Annotated in this window: 10 protein-coding genes; all 10 read left to right on the plus strand. The window is 38.6% G+C overall.

Annotated elements, in window-relative coordinates; all coding sequences use genetic code 11:
- The first annotated feature begins 2 nt into the window (after positions 1-2).
- Positions 3-1,103 carry an SGNH/GDSL hydrolase family protein gene (locus D0817_RS23165; RefSeq protein ID WP_127340721.1) on the plus strand — a complete coding sequence of 367 codons (1,101 nt, stop codon included), beginning with the start codon at positions 3-5 and terminating at the stop codon, positions 1,101-1,103.
- Between the two features lie 47 nt (positions 1,104-1,150).
- On the plus strand, positions 1,151-3,775 hold the full coding sequence (locus D0817_RS23170) for a glycoside hydrolase family 3 C-terminal domain-containing protein (protein ID WP_127340722.1): 2,625 nt from the start codon (positions 1,151-1,153) through the stop codon (positions 3,773-3,775).
- A gap of 442 nt (positions 3,776-4,217) precedes the next feature.
- Complete coding sequence (locus D0817_RS23175; protein ID WP_127340723.1) at positions 4,218-7,280, plus strand: SusC/RagA family TonB-linked outer membrane protein; 3,063 nt, start codon at positions 4,218-4,220, stop codon at positions 7,278-7,280.
- A 21-nt stretch (positions 7,281-7,301) separates the two neighbouring features.
- Positions 7,302-9,038, plus strand: coding sequence for a RagB/SusD family nutrient uptake outer membrane protein (locus tag D0817_RS23180; RefSeq protein WP_127340724.1), 1,737 nt, complete (start codon positions 7,302-7,304; stop codon positions 9,036-9,038).
- 157 nt (positions 9,039-9,195) lie between these two features.
- Positions 9,196-10,602 (plus strand): glucuronate isomerase, encoded by a 1,407-nt coding sequence (gene uxaC / locus D0817_RS23185; RefSeq protein WP_127340725.1) that lies wholly within the window; start codon positions 9,196-9,198, stop codon positions 10,600-10,602.
- Positions 10,595-11,434 carry an SDR family oxidoreductase gene (locus D0817_RS23190; RefSeq protein ID WP_127340726.1) on the plus strand — a complete coding sequence of 280 codons (840 nt, stop codon included), beginning with the start codon at positions 10,595-10,597 and terminating at the stop codon, positions 11,432-11,434. Before uxaC ends, D0817_RS23190 begins: the two co-directional genes overlap by 8 nt.
- 30 nt (positions 11,435-11,464) lie before the next feature.
- A complete protein-coding gene (locus D0817_RS23195; RefSeq protein WP_127340727.1) occupies positions 11,465-12,208 on the plus strand; it encodes an RraA family protein in 744 nt (247 codons plus the stop codon).
- 16 nt (positions 12,209-12,224) lie between these two features.
- Positions 12,225-13,193 (plus strand): mannonate dehydratase, encoded by a 969-nt coding sequence (locus tag D0817_RS23200; protein ID WP_127340728.1) that lies wholly within the window; start codon positions 12,225-12,227, stop codon positions 13,191-13,193.
- Between the two features lie 68 nt (positions 13,194-13,261).
- Positions 13,262-16,090 (plus strand): FAD-binding and (Fe-S)-binding domain-containing protein, encoded by a 2,829-nt coding sequence (locus D0817_RS23205; RefSeq protein WP_127340729.1) that lies wholly within the window; start codon positions 13,262-13,264, stop codon positions 16,088-16,090.
- Between the two features lie 104 nt (positions 16,091-16,194).
- Positions 16,195-17,856, plus strand: a complete 1,662-nt coding sequence (locus tag D0817_RS23210) for a sodium:solute symporter family transporter (RefSeq protein ID WP_127340730.1) — start codon at positions 16,195-16,197, stop codon at positions 17,854-17,856.
- Positions 17,857-18,095: the final 239 nt, after the last annotated feature.

Below are 18,095 nucleotides of genomic sequence, written 5' to 3' on the forward strand. Positions count from 1 at the left end.
TTATGAGATTTAATAATAGATATTTTTTCATTTTTCTCTTTTTTACAGCTGGAATTATACAATCTCAAAGTAAACAGGAAAAAATTATTGCTGCCAATAATCCCCTAATCGATTACATGGGGCGAGTTTCTTTGCAAAATGATTATGCAGATTTTTACTGGACAGGCTCCAGTGTTAGCATTACAATTAAAAATACCAAAGTTGTTCAAGCGACAATTGAAAGCGAAAAAGCAGATAACTACTATTATGTTATTGTGGATGGGAAAAAAGAATATGCAAAAAAGATTAAAATAAATAAAGGAAAGAAAAAATACACTCTTGCGGTCTTTTCAGATAATAAAAAACATCATTTAGAACTGTTTAAAATTACAGACACTAATGGATTAACAACTCGATTCTATGGTTTTATAACAGATAAAAATTCGAAAGTTTTAAAAAATAAGAAAAAGAAAAGAAAAATAGAATTTTTTGGAGATTCTATAACAGCGGGACACGGTGTGGATGTCCCCGTCGATAGTACTGATTCAGGGGCAGCTAAATATTTTAATAATTATAAAACATATGCAGCTATTACCGCCAGATACTTTAATGCTGAATATCATTGCACAGCTAAAAGTGGTATAGGGGTAATGGCTAGTTGGTTCCCTGAGATTATGCCAGAAATTTACAATAGGTTAAATCCAAATGATGCTAAAAGTGTCTGGGAATTTGGTAAATATCAGCCTGATATCGTTGTAGTAAACCTATTTCAAAATGATAGCTGGATTGTAAATATGCCAAACGAAGCCCAGTTTCAAGCACGGTTTGGGACTGTGAAACCATCGGAAGAACAAGTTATTAATTCGTATATGAATTTTATTAAATCACTACGAAACGTATATCCCAATGCCCATATTATTTGTTGTTTAGGAAATATGGATGCTACTAGAAAAACTTCTAAGTGGCCTGATTATGTTGACAAGACAATAGCGTCTTTAGGTGACCTTAAAGTGAAGTCCTGTTTTTTTGAATATAAAAACACGCCAGGCCATCCGAAAGAAAAGGAACAACTTGTCATGGCTGAGACTTTAATAAAGTTCATTGAAAATCAGAAATTATGGTAATGCAGCTTGCAAATTAGATCAACTATTACTATTTAAATTTAACTACTATGTATACAATATTTAATACAAATACAAATTCTAATTGTAAGTATAGATTCATCTTACTAGCGCTTTTTTGTATATTTCAAACTGCGGGTCAGTCAATTTATCAAAATCCAAAAAACACAATTGAAGAGCGTGTAAACGATCTGCTCTCCAAAATGACTCTGGAAGAAAAACTGAGTCAGATGGTAAACAATTCACCCGCTGTTGAACGATTAAATATCCCGGCATATAACTGGTGGAATGAAACTCTTCACGGCGTCGCCCGAAGTCCCTATAATGTGACTTCATACCCGCAGGCAATTGCTATGGCTGCTTCCTGGAATCCAGCGTCTCTTAAGACCATGGCTGAGTACTGCGCAGTGGAAGGACGCGCGATTTACAATGATTCCAAAAAGAAAGGAAAAACCGGAATTTATCTCGGACTTACATATTGGTCACCCAATATAAATATATTCAGAGATCCACGCTGGGGACGGGGTCAGGAAACATACGGAGAAGATCCTTATCTGACTGGTAATCTGGGAAGTGCATTTGTTAAGGGACTTCAGGGAAATGATCCTGTTTACCTCAATGCATCAGCCTGCGCCAAACATTTTGCCGTGCACAGCGGACCGGAGTGGAGTAGAAGCACCTACAATGCGGAGGTTTCCAAACATGATTTGTGGGATACCTATCTTCCTGCCTTCCGTGATTTGATTGTGGATGCGAAGGTTAGCGGTGTAATGTGCGCATACAACCAGTTTGAAGGTAAGCCATGCTGTGGAAATGATATTCTTATGCAGGATATTCTTCGAAAGCAATGGAATTTCACAGGATATGTTACTTCTGACTGCGGCGGAATCGGGATGTTTTGGAAAACGCACAAAACACATACAGATAAAGAAACAGCTGCTTCAGATGCGGTATTAAATGGAACTGACTGCGAGTGCTCCTCCGATCCTACCTATAAAGCATTAAAAAGCGCAATTGATAAAGGACTGTTGACTCAGGAAAGCATTGATAATTCAGTTCGAAGACTCCTGACAATCCGTTTTCGTCTTGGAATGTTTGATCCTGATGAAATCGTGCCACTGGGAAAGATAGATATTTCTGCTCTTGAAAGTCCTGCGCATAAAGCCCACGCTTTAAAAATGGCTCAGGAATCTTTAGTATTGCTTAAGAATGAAAATAATCTTCTACCACTTAGCAAAAAGATAAAAAAGATTGCACTGGTTGGGCCAAATGCAGATGAGAAGTCAGTTATGCTGGCTAACTATTACGGGTATCCTTCTCATGTAAGCACCATTTTGGAAGGAATCCAAAGCAAAGTAGGTGACAGATTGATTTTTGAACAGGGACTTACCTTAGTAGATAATAAAGTATTTAAGTCCAGTTATAACCCAAAAGAATTTTGCTCAGGGAAACAGGACGGGTTTGATGCTTCTTACTTTCAAAACACAAAATTCCAGGGTGATCCACAGGTCAAAAGACTTGATAAGAAAGTAGATTTTAAATGGGGAGACGGACACACGATTGATAATAAAATTATTATTAGAGAAATGTCTGTGCGCTGGAGTACAGATTATACTCCTTTAAAGTCGCAGCAAGTAACATTTAGTCTTATGGGTGATGACCATGCGATGTTATACATTGATGATAATAAGGTAATAGATACAGATTTAAAGAATTCTTATTATACACTTAAGGCTGAAAAAGGAAAAAAATATAAGATTGTTATAGAGTATGTACAGTTCAATGACAATGCCGAGGTAAAATTTGACATTGGCATAATTGAAACTCTTTCACCTGAGGAACTTGCATCAAGGGTAAAGGATGCTGATGTTATTGTTTTTGCCGGAGGAATATCTGCCCAACTCGAAGGAGAATCCATGCCAGTTTCTGTTGACGGTTTTAAAGGTGGAGATAGAACCCATATCAATCTTCCAGTGTTACAAACGAAAACCATGCAGGCTTTGAAAGCTACGGGAAAACCAATAGTTTTTATAAATATGTCAGGAAGTGCGATGGGATTTCAATGGGAAGCTGCTAATCTTCCTGTTATTCTCCAGGGATGGTATGCAGGTCAGGCCGGAGGACAGGCCATTGCCGATGTTTTGTTTGGAGATTATAATCCTGCCGGGCGTCTTCCTGTGACTTTTTATAAAAATGTCAATGATCTTCCTGATTTTGAAAATTATAGTATGGAGAACCGTACGTACCGCTATTACAAAGGGGAACCTTTATATTCATTTGGGTACGGCCTGAGTTATACTCATTTTGTGTATTCAGATTTGAAAACTCCTGTAAGTGTCAGAAAAGGTGAAAACCTTGCGATAAGTGTACAGGTCAAAAATGATGGAGAAATGGATGGCGATGAAGTTGTTGAGCTCTATGTATCGCATAAAGATGCAGGTTTAAAAGTTCCGATACGTTCGTTGAAAGGTTTTGAGAGAATTCATTTAAAAAGAGGGGAGAGTAAGATCATAAATTTTAATTTAAATCCAGGTGATCTTTCCATAATTAATGATGAGGGCAACACCTTGCAGCCGCTGGGCAGCGTTGAAATTTCAATAGGCGGATCCCAGCCTTCTGTGGCCGCCATTAAAAGCGGCGCCGCTATGTCAAAATTAGTAGCTGTAACACAATAGTAAAGAAAGAATAAATAAAAATGTGTTAGTGTAGGCTTATAAAACACCATAAGCGCTCAAAATCTTTAGAAATGTTATTTTGCAATCAACAATTATATTGAGTTTTTCTTACTAAATAACAGTTTAATCAATAATAATTTAAGATTATTCTATTAACACTGTTGAAAATACTATAAAGAAACAATTTTTTTTGTTTGATATTTTGATAAATTATCTTTACTATCGTTTAAAAATTAAATTAAATGTTTTTTTATTCTTTTTATTTTAGATTAATGCAAAATTAATTAGGAAACATAGAATTTAAACATATATTTGTATTTTAAATATGTGCTGGGGCACAGACAATTCAGGGCTTGTATTTAGTCTTTTTTTAAATCGGAAACTGTGCTCGTGCACAGATAGGAAAAAACAACTAACTAACTTATAATTTAACCAACTTATTATGAAAATGAGAAACCAATTTAATGTATTTATTTCGTTTGTTTTGTTCTTGGTGGTCCATTCTATGAATGCCCAGGAAAAAACTGTAAACGGAGTTATTGCTGACGCGCAAGGCCAGCCCGTTCCGGGTGTTAATATTCTAGAGAAAGGCACAACAAATAGTGGCTCAACAGATTTTGACGGCAAGTTTACAATGAAGGTACAGGATTCAAAATCAATATTGATATTTAGTTTTGTGGGTTTTAAAACTAAAGAAGTTCCTGCAGGTCAGGGAGCCTCTTTAAAGATAGTTCTTGTTGAAGCCGGGACAGCTTTGGATGAGGTAGTAGTGGTAGGGTATGGTACTCAAAAGAAAAAGGATTTAACAGGAGCCGTTGGATCTGCAAATTTAAAGCAATTTGAAGATTCGCCTAATACCAGTATTCTTCAGTCTCTTCAAGGTTCACTTCCGGGAGTTACTATAGGTCAGACAGCCACGGCGGGTACTGACCAAACCATTGTAGTGCGTGGAAGAAATACTCTTGGAGGAAATACGGGTGTTTTAATCATATTGGATGGTGCAGTATACCGCGGGGCCTTTACTGATTTAAATCCGGCAGATATTCAATCTGTAGATGTCTTGAAGGATCCTAGCAGCAAGGCAATATATGGCGCTCAGGCTGCAAATGGTATCATTATGGTGACTTCAAAAAAGGGTAAAAAGAGCCAGAAAACAGAAGTGAATTATTCAACTTTTTACTCTATCCAATCGCCTATCATAAACAGAAGGACCTTAAATAGAGAAGAGTTTATAGAGTCTTCCAGAGTAAATCAATATACTAAAGGATTTCTTGCACCTGATTATGTTACTCCAAATCCAAATTACAATTATTTAACTGATAGTGGGATAGCGGCCAACCTTGATATTCAAAATTCCATTAATAATGGAACTGATTTCAATTGGTTTGAGGCAGGACAAAATAACAGTCCATATATAGTAGATCATCAGTTAAGTGTCCGAGGAGGAAGTGAAAAAACAACATTCTTTTTATCTGCAGGGTATACCGATCAGCTTGGATGGATTGTAAATGATAATTATAAACGTAATTCAGTACGTGTAAATATTGATACTCAGGTAAATGACTGGCTAAAAGTGGGTGTTAATACTTTTGGAGCTTTTTCTGACCGTTCGGGAGTTTCACCCAACCTTCAGCAATTTGTTTTAATGAGCCCGTTAAATACCCCGTTCAATACGGACGGAACCTTAAGACAAAACCCTGCAGGGAATAACCTGGAAAACCCCTTTTTATCAGTTCTGTCCGATGATTTGGACAAGCAAAGTAATATAGGCGCTCAGGCATATGCTTCTATTGATGTTCCTGGAATTAAAGGATTAAACTACAGAATTAATTATAATAACAACTACCGATGGAATCAAAGGTTTAATTCAAATCCAAATGGTGCCAACAAACAAGGGACAGCTTATAAGAATAATGCAAGCACCTATGATACCGCGTTGGATAATATCTTAAGTTATAATACTCACTTAGATGAAAGGCATCTGCATGGATTAAATGCTACGTTAGTGTATGGATGGAACAGAATTGAGAATGAATTTACCAATGCTTCGGCAAGTCAATTTTCAAATCAGACTTTAGGATATAATAACTTAGGGGTTGGACTTATTCCAAAAGTTGGATCAGGAGGCTATGAAGAATCTTTCCTTTCAACAACAGCCAGAATAATTTATGATTATGACGGGAAATATTTATTTAATGCAAGTATTCGCAGGGACGGGCATTCCGCTTTTGCTGAAGGTAATAAAATAGGCTATTTTCCTGCTGTTTCTGCGGGTTGGGTCTTGTCAAAAGAAGGTTTTCTATCTAAATATTCACAAATTAACCTGCTTAAATTGAGAGCCAGTTACGGCTTAAACGGTAACACTTCACCGCGTTATTCGTCACAGAGTACTTATTCCTCAAGCACCGATAGTCAATATGTTTTTGGAGATAATGCACAGACAGTGAATAGTTTTACCTTAAATGGACTAATTAGTCCGGATTTAACTTGGGAAAAAACAGAAGGTTATAATGTTGGATTGGATTTTGCTTTTTTAAATAATCGTATTTCCGGTAGTGCAGATTATTACCTGTCAACTACAAGGGATATGCTATTCGACAGAGCTTTAAGTGCAACTGCGGGTGTTAATTCAGTTAGGGTTAATATTGGGGAGCTGCAAAATACCGGATTTGAATTTAATTTAAGTTTTAACCCAGTTAGAAGCAAGGACTGGAATTGGGATCTGGGATTAAACTTCTCTCATAATGATAATAAAATTACAGGTTTGACAGGAGAAGATTTAGACAATAATGGAAAAGAAGATGACTTGGTTCAGAATAATTATTTTATTGGAAAATCAATAGGGGTGGTGTATACGTATGTACAGGACGGGATTTATCAGCTTGGAGATGCAATACCGGCAGGTTCAGAACCGGGCTCATACAAATTTAAAGACCTTGATGGTAACGGTGTCATAGATGTTAAGGACAGGACTTTTATAGGAAAAGCAGAAGCTGACTATCAATTTGGTATAAGCAATAATCTTACATACAAAAACTTCTCTTTAAAATTCTTTATCAGTTCCATTCAAGGTGGTATTGCAGCTAATGATCCATGGTCAAATGGTGGTGGTTATTATGGTTTAACCACTTATGTTGCCAATAATCATTTTAGTGATATTGATGCATGGGCTCCCAATAATCCAAATGCAGAATACAGCAGAGCCAACTCAATTTCTCCAATAACGGACTTTTCTCCTTATAAAGACAGAAGTTTTGTCAGGCTGCAGGATATATCATTTGCTTATACAATGGACAAAGAACTTGTAAAAAAAGCAGGGCTTTCTAATGTGAAAATTTATGTAAGCGGGAAAAATCTTGCCACTTGGACCAAGTGGAAAGGGTGGGATCCAGAAACAGTTTCAGGATTAGGTATTTCTCCAAAAGTTCCGGGCACTCAAAATGATGTTTATCCTGCTTTACCGGTTATGAAGAGTGTTAATTTGGGACTTGACCTAACTTTTTAATAATTTAAAAATATATTCATTATGAAAAAATCTAATTATACTAAATTTTTTGCTGCCTTGGTGTTATTCGGAACATTAGGATCTTGCAATGAGGAAGAGTTTCTAAGGGAAGATCCAATAGCTCTTTATACTCCTGAAAATGTATTTTCGAACAGTGCCGGAATTGAGGGAGTTATTACTAACTTCTACGTCAAGGAGCGCTACATTTATTATATCGGAGCCTCAGATGTTTCCCAATCATTGCTATATGGTACTGATTCTTTCTTTTCTGGAAGGGGAACTGGAACCAATGAGAAAATCGGATCATTGGTTACTGCTTTAGTACCTTCCAATTATGCGCCAACCTTCTATTATCAGGAGAATTTTAAAATAATAGCCTTGGCCAACCTATTAATTGAAAACATTAATAAATCCACCCTGACTGCCGAACAAAAAATACCAGTTATTGCCGAGGCAAAATTTTTCAGAGGAAAAGCGTATCGAGACCTGGTTTATCTTTACGGAGGTGTGCCATTGGTAACAGAATTCGCTACAACACCAGTACTGGATAGGGTCCGTGCTACAAAGATAGAAATTCTTAATCAAATGGCGCTTGATTTTAAGGACGCAGCCGACGGTATGCTGCCCATAAATAAAGTGAAAGACGGGAGGGTTTCTAACATAGTAGCCAGCTTTTATTTAGGTGAAACATTAATATCACTAGGCCGTTCGGCAGAAGCTGTTACCGAAATTTCAAAGGTAGTCAACGATCCAAATGTTGGTTTGATGAAAGGCCGTTTCGGTACGCGTTCTTCGGTTTTTGGCAAAGATGTATTTTGGGATTTGTGGCAGAGAGGGAATCAAAACAGGACATCGGGCAACAAAGAAGCGCTTTGGGTTGTACAGTTTGAGACCGATGTTCCAGGTGGAATCATTAAATCAACAGATGCAGGGGGAGCAAATCAATTCGAGCGCAGCTGTAATCCTGCTGTTTGGAGCATTACTGATCCCGATGGAAAACCAGGGTTTTTGGGAAGACGTTCAAATGACAATATCGGCGGCAATGGTGTATCCTTTCTGCAGCCAACCGCTTATACCACAAATACAGTTAACGACATAGGCGGCGGACTATGGCCTGCTAATTACATTGGAGATATCAGATGCAACGATGCCAATTTAATTAAGGACGCACTTTATGATAATCCTGCATCGGCTTATTTTGGAAAAAAGGTATCGCAATTTAGAGGTAAAAATATGGGAACAGGAGTAGGCACGCCTCTGCAGGTTGCAAATGCAGGGGGCTGGAGATTCTATAAATGGTTTGTAAAGTCAACAACACCGGGCGATCATCCTGCAGGCTTGAATGATCCTAACAATCCACTACTTCTAGGCAGTGGTGCAGGTGCTACTTATCACGATGATTATATTCTGCGTTTACCTGAAGCTTACTTATTAAGAGCTGAGGCATATTTAGCCTTAGGAAATCAAGGCTTAGCTGCTGCTGATATTAATGTTGTTCGCTCCAGAGCAGGTGCTGCTGATGTTTTGCCAGGAAATGTTAATATCGATTACATTCTTGATGAAAGAACCAGAGAAATGGTTTTTGAGGAAATGCGTTCAATTACTTTAAGACGTGTAGGTAAATATGGAGAGCGTGTTGTTAAATATAATTGGCTTACAGGACCTACATATGCACCTAAATATGATTTATGGCCTATTCCTCAAAAAGAAATTGAAGCCAATACTGGTGCCGTTCTGGTTCAAAATCCAGGGTATTAATTTAGTTTGATTAGTTTTTGTTTTTTAACTGTAGCCCCGCCTGTATCTACATGCGGGGTTATATATAATAATTGATTTTTTATATAAGCAAAATGTTAACTGCTTTATGCAAATGCTCTGAACAGCAGTTAAAAATAAGCTACTTACACCTTTTATAATGTCAAAACCTGAATTTCTTGGACCAAATTATTTTCTGGAGAGCCCAACGGCAGTTTTTCTTTTTCATGAGATAGCCCAAGCTCTTCCTATTGTGGACTACCACAATCATATCAATGTATCGCATTTGGCGAGCAATAAAAAATTCAGTAACATCGCTGAACTTTGGGTCTGCAGTGACCCCTACAAGCACAGATCAATGAGGATTAACGGTGTAGCAGAACATTATATCTCAGGAGCGGCCTCTGATGAAGAAAAATTTTTTCACTGGGCAAAAACATTCCCCAAAACGATGGGAAATCCTCTGTTTCACTGGTCCTACTTAGAGTTGAAAAATATCTTCGGCATCCAGGAGCTTTTAACAGAAGAGAGTGCTCCAAGAATATGGGACACTTGTAATAGACTTCTGGAACAGGATGATTTCTCAGCAAGAGCACTGATGGAGAAGTATAATGTAGAGACTTTTTGTACTTCAGATAATTGGTTTGATGATTTAAAGGTACATAAAGAAGCATCATTAGGATCGAAGTTTACCGTTCTGCCATCTTTGCGTTGCGACCTTGCACTGCATACTGATTCATGGGAATCATCTCAGTTTCTGCAGCAGTTATCACAGCATTCCTCAATTTCAATTGATGGATTTTCGGACTTTAAGGCAGCTTTGCGATTTCAGTTGGATTATTTTCATGAAAATGGGTGCCGACTCGCGGATCAGGCTTTGGATGCAGGCTTTACTTTTAAGATTGTTTCGGAGCAAAAGGCTGCTGAATTATTTGCTAAAGTTTTAGACCATAAAGAATTAAGTTTTGAGGAAAAGACACAATTGCAGTGTTTTATTTTATTATTTCTGGGCGGTGAGTTTGCTTCTTTAGGCTGGACGATGCAACTTCACGTTGGAGCCCAGCGTTATACGAGCTCACGTTTGAGAAGTATGGCGGGAGCCGCAGGAGGTTACGCATCAATTGGAAGTGCTGCCTGCATTACCAGTATCTGCAGTTTATTGGATAGACTTGAACAAAATAATAGTCTGCCTAATACGCTACTCTTTACATTGAATCCGTCAGATAATGAGGCTTTTGCCACCCTAACAGGGTCTTTTGCCCAAGATGGCATGCCGGGAAAAATACAGTTCGGACCTGCATGGTGGTTCAATGACCATATTGAAGGCATTAAATCGCAGCTTCTGGCATCAGCAAATTATTCGCTCTTAAGTCGTTTTGTTGGCATGACTACAGATTCACGAAGCATATTGTCTTTCTCAAGGCATGATTATTTCAGGAGAATTTTATGCAATATAATCGGAGACTGGGTGGAAAAGGGACTGCTTCCAAAAGATAATATTTACCTAAAAGAATTAATAACCGATATATGCTATACCAATAGTAAAAAAATGATTTCAAATGAATAATACACAAACAAAAGTAGCTGTTGTAACAGGTGCAGGGGGAACACTCTGCTCGGAGATGGCACGCAGTTTAGCCGCTCAGGGTTTTAAGGTAGCATTACTTGGAAGAACCCTTGAAAAATTAAAATTAGTAGAAGAGCAGATTACAGCTCAGGGAGGAACTGCCATTTCTATAGCGGTTGATGTTTCCAATAACGAATCTGTAACTGAGGCAAAAAATATTGTAAAGAAAGAACTTGGTATCTGTACTGTGCTTATAAACGGTGCAGGAGGAAATCAAATGGAAGCGCTTACAAATACAACAGAATTCAACGAAGGTGAACTTGATGGAACCGATGGGATTAAAGGCTTTTTTAATCTTGATATGAATGTTTTCCAAAGTGTAATTAATGTAAATACTATGGGTACGGTCATCCCGTCTTTTGTATTTGGAAAAGATATGGCTGCACAGAAAAATGGGGTAATTATCAATATTGCCTCTATGAACAGCTACCGTCCTTTGACAAAAGTAGGGGCATACGGAATGGCAAAAGCTGGAATAGCCAATTTTACCCAATGGCTTGCCACTTATCTTGCACCGGCCAATGTGAGGGTAAATGCAATTGCTCCGGGATTTTTCTTAAATGAAAGGAGCAAAAAAATCATGTATAATGAGGACGGCTCCCAGACAGCACGCGCCGAAAATGTATTGGGGCATACTCCAATGAAGCGTTTTGGAGAAGCTTCGGAATTAATCGGATGCATGAACTGGCTTATCGATGATAAGGCAGCATCATTTGTTACCGGAATTGTTATTCCGGTAGATGGAGGATTTTTGTCATCATCAGGGGTTTAATCTAAATTTAAAATTATAAATAATAAAGATATGAGTGTAGATCAATACAAAAAAGAAGTCAGCATGATGAAGCTTGATAAGCTTATTGAAATGCGGGAGAATGTTTCCAAGGCAATGTTTCCTATTTCAGATAATGAATTATTAAACAGGTTTCAGGAGTTATATACCGGGGCAATTAATGATGTACTTAGAGAATTCTGCCTAATGAATCAGGCTCTCCCAAATCATATTATTCCACTAAGGGAATATCGTACTGTGGCAGGATTTGCCTTTACGGTAAAAAGTTCTACCAGCACGAAGGTATCTGGAGAAATGGAATTCCGTACCCAGATGCTCGATGAAATGCATGAAAATGCCTTTGTAGTGTGGGACAGCAGTAAGGATGAAGAGTCAACTTCATGGGGTGGTGTAATGACCGCTACCGCAAAAGGAAAAAAGATAAGGGCAGCTTGTCTGGACGGAGGTATTCGTGACACGCATCAGATATTAGAAGCTGATTTTCCTGTTTTTTATAAATACCGCTCATCCAATGGTAGTTTGGGCCGTTGTCTGATTACAGATTATCAGGTGCCGCTTCAGATTGGAAATGTAATTATAAAGCCTGGAGATATCGTTCTGGGAGATGTAGACGGCGTTTTGGTAGTTCCAAGGGATATTGCTTTTGAAGTACTGGTAAGAGCTGAGGAAATTAAGGAAAATGAAAAGAAGATTTTTGGATGGGTTGCAGAAGGACAGAGTGTAAGGGATATCACTGACAAGGGCGGCTATTTTTAATTTCTAAAAAAATACAATGAAATTATCATTTTTATTTTTTGGCAATACCCCGGATGAAAAGTGGGAACTGTGCAGACAGATGGGTATTGACTACGCTATTGCAAAATTAGCCCCTGAACTAACAGGAATGCCTTCCATTGACAATTTTGAATCTTTTGAAAAATCAAAAGAAATTTATGTAAAGCAAGGCTTTAATTTATACGGACTTGAAGGTGACCAGTTTGATATGACCCGGATAAAATTAGGACTTCCGGGCAAAGAGCAGGATATTGAAAAATACTGCCGGATGTTGGAGAATATGAACAGGCTAGATGTGAGACTGCTCTGTTATAATTTTATGGCAACAGGCTGGTACAGAACCCGTAAAGACATTAAAGAAAGAGGAGGTGCCATTGTCAGTGGATTTTCCATGAAAGAGGCAGCCCTTGAGCCCGCATCGCAACATGGTCTATTTAGTGAAAATCAAATCTGGGATAATTACCAGTGGTTTATAGAGCAGGTTATGCTGGTAGCGGAATCCAACGGTGTTAAAATGGCGCTTCATCCCGATGATCCGCCTATTACGCCTATACATGGAATAAGCCGTATTTTAATTTCAGCGGAAGCTATCGACAGGGCATTATCTTTTTCACAAAGTCCGTCGCATGGACTTACCTTTTGTCAGGGAACCTATACCACTATGAATGAAGATGTATTAGGTATGATTGAAAAACACGGCAGAAACAATAAGATATTTTTTGTGCATATAAGGGATGTTGTAGGAACACCCGAGGATTTCCGGGAGACTTTCCATGATAACGGACCAACTGATATGTTCAGGATGATGCAGGCTTATAAAGCTGTGGGATTTGACGGCCCACTGCGCTCGGACCATGTACCGACAATGGCGGGAGAAAGCAATGAACATTTCGGTTATGAGATGAAGGGGAATCTCTTTGGAATTGGTTATATCAAAGGACTTATGGATGCTTGTGGCATTCAATAGAGAATTTTATTAGAATCTGTTAATAAATTAAACACAACTGCTCGTTTTAGTAGTAAATCTATAATATAATGCTTTCAGGTAATTATAAAATATTGCATAATAAATTAGTTTCCACCATCGATAAGGATAGAATTTTTCATGATTCTTTATCGCTTTTGGCTTATGGAACTGATGCCAGTTTTTATAGACTGATACCTAAAATTGTCATCAAGGCAAAAGACGAGCAAGAAGTTGTCTTTATCCTAAAGCATTCGTCTGCGCTAGGTCTTGCCGTGACTTTCAGGGCCGCAGGAACGAGCTTGTCAGGACAGGCTGTAACAGACTCGGTACTTGTAGTTGCAGGACAGCACTGGAAAGAGTACGAAATACTTGACAACGGAAACGCTATTCGGTTGCAGCCAGGAGTTCTTGGGTCCAGGGCTAATATTTTGCTGGAGCCATATAATAAAAAAATAGGCCCCGACCCTGCGTCAATAAATGCAGCCATGATTGGAGGCATCGCAGCCAATAATGCCAGCGGTATGTGCTGTGGAACAGCTCAGAACACCTATAAGACCGTTAAGTCGATGAGATTAGTATTTGCTGATGGAGCAATTCTCGACACTGCAAATGCAGAGAGCAGAACACATTTTCAAAAACTGCAGCCTGATCTTATTAAAAAAATACAGGATCTGGCCGAGCGTGCGAAAGCTGACACCATTCTTGCGGAACGAATTTCCGGTAAGTATAAAATGAAAAACACAACAGGGTACAGCTTAAATGCCCTGATAGATTATATTGACCCCTTTGAAATTATTGAGCATCTCATGATTGGATCCGAAGGTACTCTGGGTTTTATTTCTGAAATTTCGCTGCAGACAGTGGAAAACCATAAGTATAAAGCAGCATCTTTGATGATTTTTCAAAACGTTGAGAGTGCCTGTCGTGTTGTAAGTCTTTTAAAGAGGGCACCTGTGGCTGCAGTAGAGCTCATCGACCGCTCAGGGCTTCGATCAGTTGAAAACGATAAAGGTGTTCCCTCGTACCTCAAAGACCTTGACCCCGAAGCATGTGCGCTGCTTGTAGATACCAGAGCGTCAAGTTCGGAGGACCTTCAGCTGCAGATACAAGCAGTTTTAAATATTGTGAAAGAGCAATCTATGGAACTCCCTGCATTGTTTACTGATGATCCGGCAGAATATGCGCTGCTATGGAAAATCCGAAAAGGACTTTTTCCATCAGTGGGGGCCATGAGGCAAAAAGGAACCACTGTTATTATAGAAGACGTAGCCTTTAAGACAGAACAGCTTGCAGAGGCAACTCTGGAACTGCAGAAACTCTTCGCAAAATGGCGCTATACCGAGGCTGTAATTTTTGGGCATGCCCTTGAGGGCAATCTTCATTTTGTTTTTACACAGAATTTTGATTCTCAAAATGAGATTGACCGCTATGCCAATTTTATGGATGATGTGGCTGACCTTGTGGTAAAGAAGTTTGATGGTTCCCTTAAGGCCGAGCATGGTACGGGAAGAAATATGGCGCCTTACGTTGAGATGGAATGGGGTAAAGAAGCTTATGGTCTTATGAAGGAGATCAAAGCTATTTTTGATCCGAAAAATCTTTTAAATCCGGGGGTTATTTTAAACGACGATCCCCAGATTCATTTAAAAAATTTAAAACCGATACCATCTTGTAACCCGATCATTGATCCCTGTATAGAATGCGGATTTTGTGAGCCGAATTGTGTTTCAGCTGATTATACGCTTTCACCAAGACATCGAATTACTGTTAACCGTGAGATCAGCAGGCTCGTTGCTTCTGGCCAGAATCCTGCAGAGCTCCAATTGCTGCTTGATAACTTTCAATATAAGGCTGATGATACCTGCGCCACAGATGGCCTCTGCGCCCTGAGCTGTCCGGTGCATATCGACACGGGAGCATTTGTCAAAGAGCTTCGTAACCAAAGAATTGGGAAGGAGTTCCGTATAGCCTCCTGGATTAGTTTACATTTATCTTTTACCACCTTTTTGCTTCGAAAAATTTTACTGGTAGTGCGTTTTTTTCAGTTGTTGCTTGGAAATAAGCTAATGTCCGGAATTTCCTCTTTTTTAAGATTTATTTCCCAAGGCAGGATTCCACAATGGAACCGGTTTATGCCAGGAGGAGCCAAAAGACTTAAATCTTTAGAAAGTCAGGTCGCAAGCCAGAGAAAAGTGGTTTATTATCCCTCTTGTATCAACAGAACCATGGGGGTTTCCTCTGAAGATTATTCACAGGAGCAGCTTTCTGATAAAATTGTTCAACTGCTGCACAAAGGCGGTTTTGAGGTTATTTATCCTGAGCATTTACAGACACTTTGCTGCGGTATGCCTTTTTCAAGTAAGGGATATTTCGATATTGCGAAGCAAAAGGGAAATTTGCTGGAACTAGCTCTTGCCAAGGCTAGTGAAAATGGTAAATGGCCCATTGTATGTGATATGAGTCCGTGCCTATATACTATGCATGAGAATGCCGGTAAATTAAAAAGCAGTCTCAAAATATATGAACCGGTTGAATTTATAAACGATATCTTATTATCTTTTCTCAAAATTACGCCCACATCTGAACCTGTGGCAGTTTTTGAGGTCTGCAGTATGAAAAAAATGGGAATAGAAAACAAATTAACTGAACTGGCCCAAAAATGTGCCGAAAAGGTAATTGTTCCCCAAACGAACTGCTGCGGGTTTTCTGGTGACAAAGGGTTCGAGATTCCGGAGCTTAATGCTTCAGGGCTTTTAGGGCTAAGTCAGCAGCTTGGTCCAGACGTCAAACGCGGATACTCCAACAGCAGAACCTGCGAGATTGGTCTGAGCCTTCATTCGGGCATATCCTACCAGTCGATTGTATATTTAGTCGACCAGGTCAGCGAGGCAATATAATTTTTTAAATTGATTATAAAATACTGAAGAATGCTATTTTGAAAGATGGCTGTACATAAAATTAAAAGAAAATTACATAATAATAAAATTAATAAATCTGACAGATGAATCAATTACAAACGCTGGATTATGTGACAATAATCATTTATATGCTTCTTATGGCCGGTATTGGTATTTTTCTTGGAAAATACATAAAGAATATAGGTGATTATTTTAAAGGTGGAAGTGCTGTTTCCTGGGTAGCAGGCGGTATCAGCAACTTTATGACCAAGTTCAGCACATTTGTCTTTGTTGCTTATGCCGGAATTGCCTATTCAGATGGACTGGTGGCGATAACTATAATGTGGTCGACAATATTTCCATCTTTAATAGCGGTTTTTGTTTACGCCAAACTTTGGAAACGGGCTGGAATTATAAGCCCGGTCGAATTTTTAGAAACCAGATTTAATGCCTCAATCCGTCAAATATTTTCATGGTGCGGTGTGTTGTTGAAGCTACTTGATGATATGATCAAATTATATTCTATAGGTATATTTGTTATGGCTGCCTCAGGCATACCTTTTGAAACGGCCATTATATACTGCGGCATTGTAGTTTCAGTTTACACTGTAGTCGGAGGATTTCTGGCCGTTATTGTGACCGATGTTGTTCAGTTTGTAATTTTATTATTTTCAACTTTTATTTTGGTACCCTTGGCTTATGATGCAGCCGGAGGGTTTTCGCACATGCAGGAAGTAATTCCTAATAATATGAACTGGTTTAACGGAGATAAAGGGATGCCAATTTATCTGACAGTTTATTATCTGACCATTATCATTAAATATCTGGGAAACTGGACTTTCATTCAGAGGTTTTACAGCGCTAAGAGTGAATCTGACGGAAAAAAAATAGGAATTTTATCAGCAGTTCTATTTCTTATTTTTCCTGTAATATTCCTTTTTCCAGCTGTTGCTGCAAGGGTTATCCTCCCTGACCTGGAAAATCCTGAGATGTCGTATGTAGCCTTATGTTTAAAACTGCTGCCGCCCGGTATCATGGGACTTATGATTGCGGCGATGTTTGCCGCCACCATGTCTGTTTTAAGTGCTGAATTTAACGTGACTGCAAGTGTTCTTACACGTGATATCTATCAGCGACTTTTTAGAAAAAATGCCCTGCCGACAGAGCTGCTCTGGGCCGCCAGAATTATGACACTGCTTGTTGGTACCATAGTTTCAGTCGGAGCCCTGTATGTTCAAAAGCTCGGAGGTGCCTTTGAGGTCAACCAGTATTTATCGGGTATCTTCTCTATTCCGATGATTATTCCCGTTATCATGGGTGTAATTTTTTGGAGACCACAGCCATGGGGAGCACTTGCATCTATGATTATTGGTATTATACTTGGAATAATATTGAATTATACCGAAGCATTCTCATGGGAAATTGCAACACTAATTGAAGTAGTGGTTTGCGTTGGGGTATTTTTATTGTCGGGACTATTTTTATCTCAGGACAGCCGTTATAATGAGAAAGTAAAAGCTTTTTTTATCAAATTATCCACACCGAGCGCCAAAACCGAGCAGAATGATGACGCTGTTGTCGGCGGACTTATGATGCTCTACGCTGTTGCATTTACTGTCACAGGTTCCATGTTTATTGTAATGGGCTTTCCATCATCTGCTAATATGAGCGGAAAGCTTGCAATGGCGTCCGGAACAATCTGTCTTGTAGGCGCTGTGATTTTTTATATTAAGGGCAGGAAAGCAAAAAAGCTTAAATCAAGATAAGCAGTTAAGGAATAATTTTACTGGTTTGATCCCACGTATTTGGATATGATCTTAACTACACCAATTTTACGGTAATGATAGGATCCTCACCTTCTGATATTAAAATTAGTGAAAATTTTACAGTAAAATAATAAACAAATTAGATATGGCTATTCATAAAATAAAATATTGTATAAGTCTACTTTCAGCAGCTCTTTTTTTTTGTATTGAGACAATAAATGCTCAGGCACCTTTTAATA

This window comes from Flavobacterium cupreum, from assembly GCF_003996965.1.
Taxonomy (GTDB): domain Bacteria; phylum Bacteroidota; class Bacteroidia; order Flavobacteriales; family Flavobacteriaceae; genus Flavobacterium; species Flavobacterium cupreum.

Excerpts from the sequence above, each read along its gene's own strand:
- D0817_RS23180 (WP_127340724.1), top strand. The coding sequence starts at position 7,302 with ATGAAAAAATCTAATTATACTAAATTTTTTGCTGCCTTGGTGTTATTC.
- D0817_RS23175 (WP_127340723.1), top strand. The coding sequence starts at position 4,218 with ATGAAAATGAGAAACCAATTTAATGTATTTATTTCGTTTGTTTTGTTC.
- D0817_RS23205 (WP_127340729.1), top strand. The coding sequence starts at position 13,262 with ATGCTTTCAGGTAATTATAAAATATTGCATAATAAATTAGTTTCCACC.
- D0817_RS23165 (WP_127340721.1), top strand. The coding sequence starts at position 3 with ATGAGATTTAATAATAGATATTTTTTCATTTTTCTCTTTTTTACAGCT.
- uxaC (WP_127340725.1), top strand. The coding sequence starts at position 9,196 with ATGTCAAAACCTGAATTTCTTGGACCAAATTATTTTCTGGAGAGCCCA.
- D0817_RS23190 (WP_127340726.1), top strand. The coding sequence starts at position 10,595 with ATGAATAATACACAAACAAAAGTAGCTGTTGTAACAGGTGCAGGGGGA.
- D0817_RS23210 (WP_127340730.1), top strand. The coding sequence starts at position 16,195 with ATGAATCAATTACAAACGCTGGATTATGTGACAATAATCATTTATATG.
- D0817_RS23170 (WP_127340722.1), top strand. The coding sequence starts at position 1,151 with ATGTATACAATATTTAATACAAATACAAATTCTAATTGTAAGTATAGA.
- D0817_RS23200 (WP_127340728.1), top strand. The coding sequence starts at position 12,225 with ATGAAATTATCATTTTTATTTTTTGGCAATACCCCGGATGAAAAGTGG.
- D0817_RS23195 (WP_127340727.1), top strand. The coding sequence starts at position 11,465 with ATGAGTGTAGATCAATACAAAAAAGAAGTCAGCATGATGAAGCTTGAT.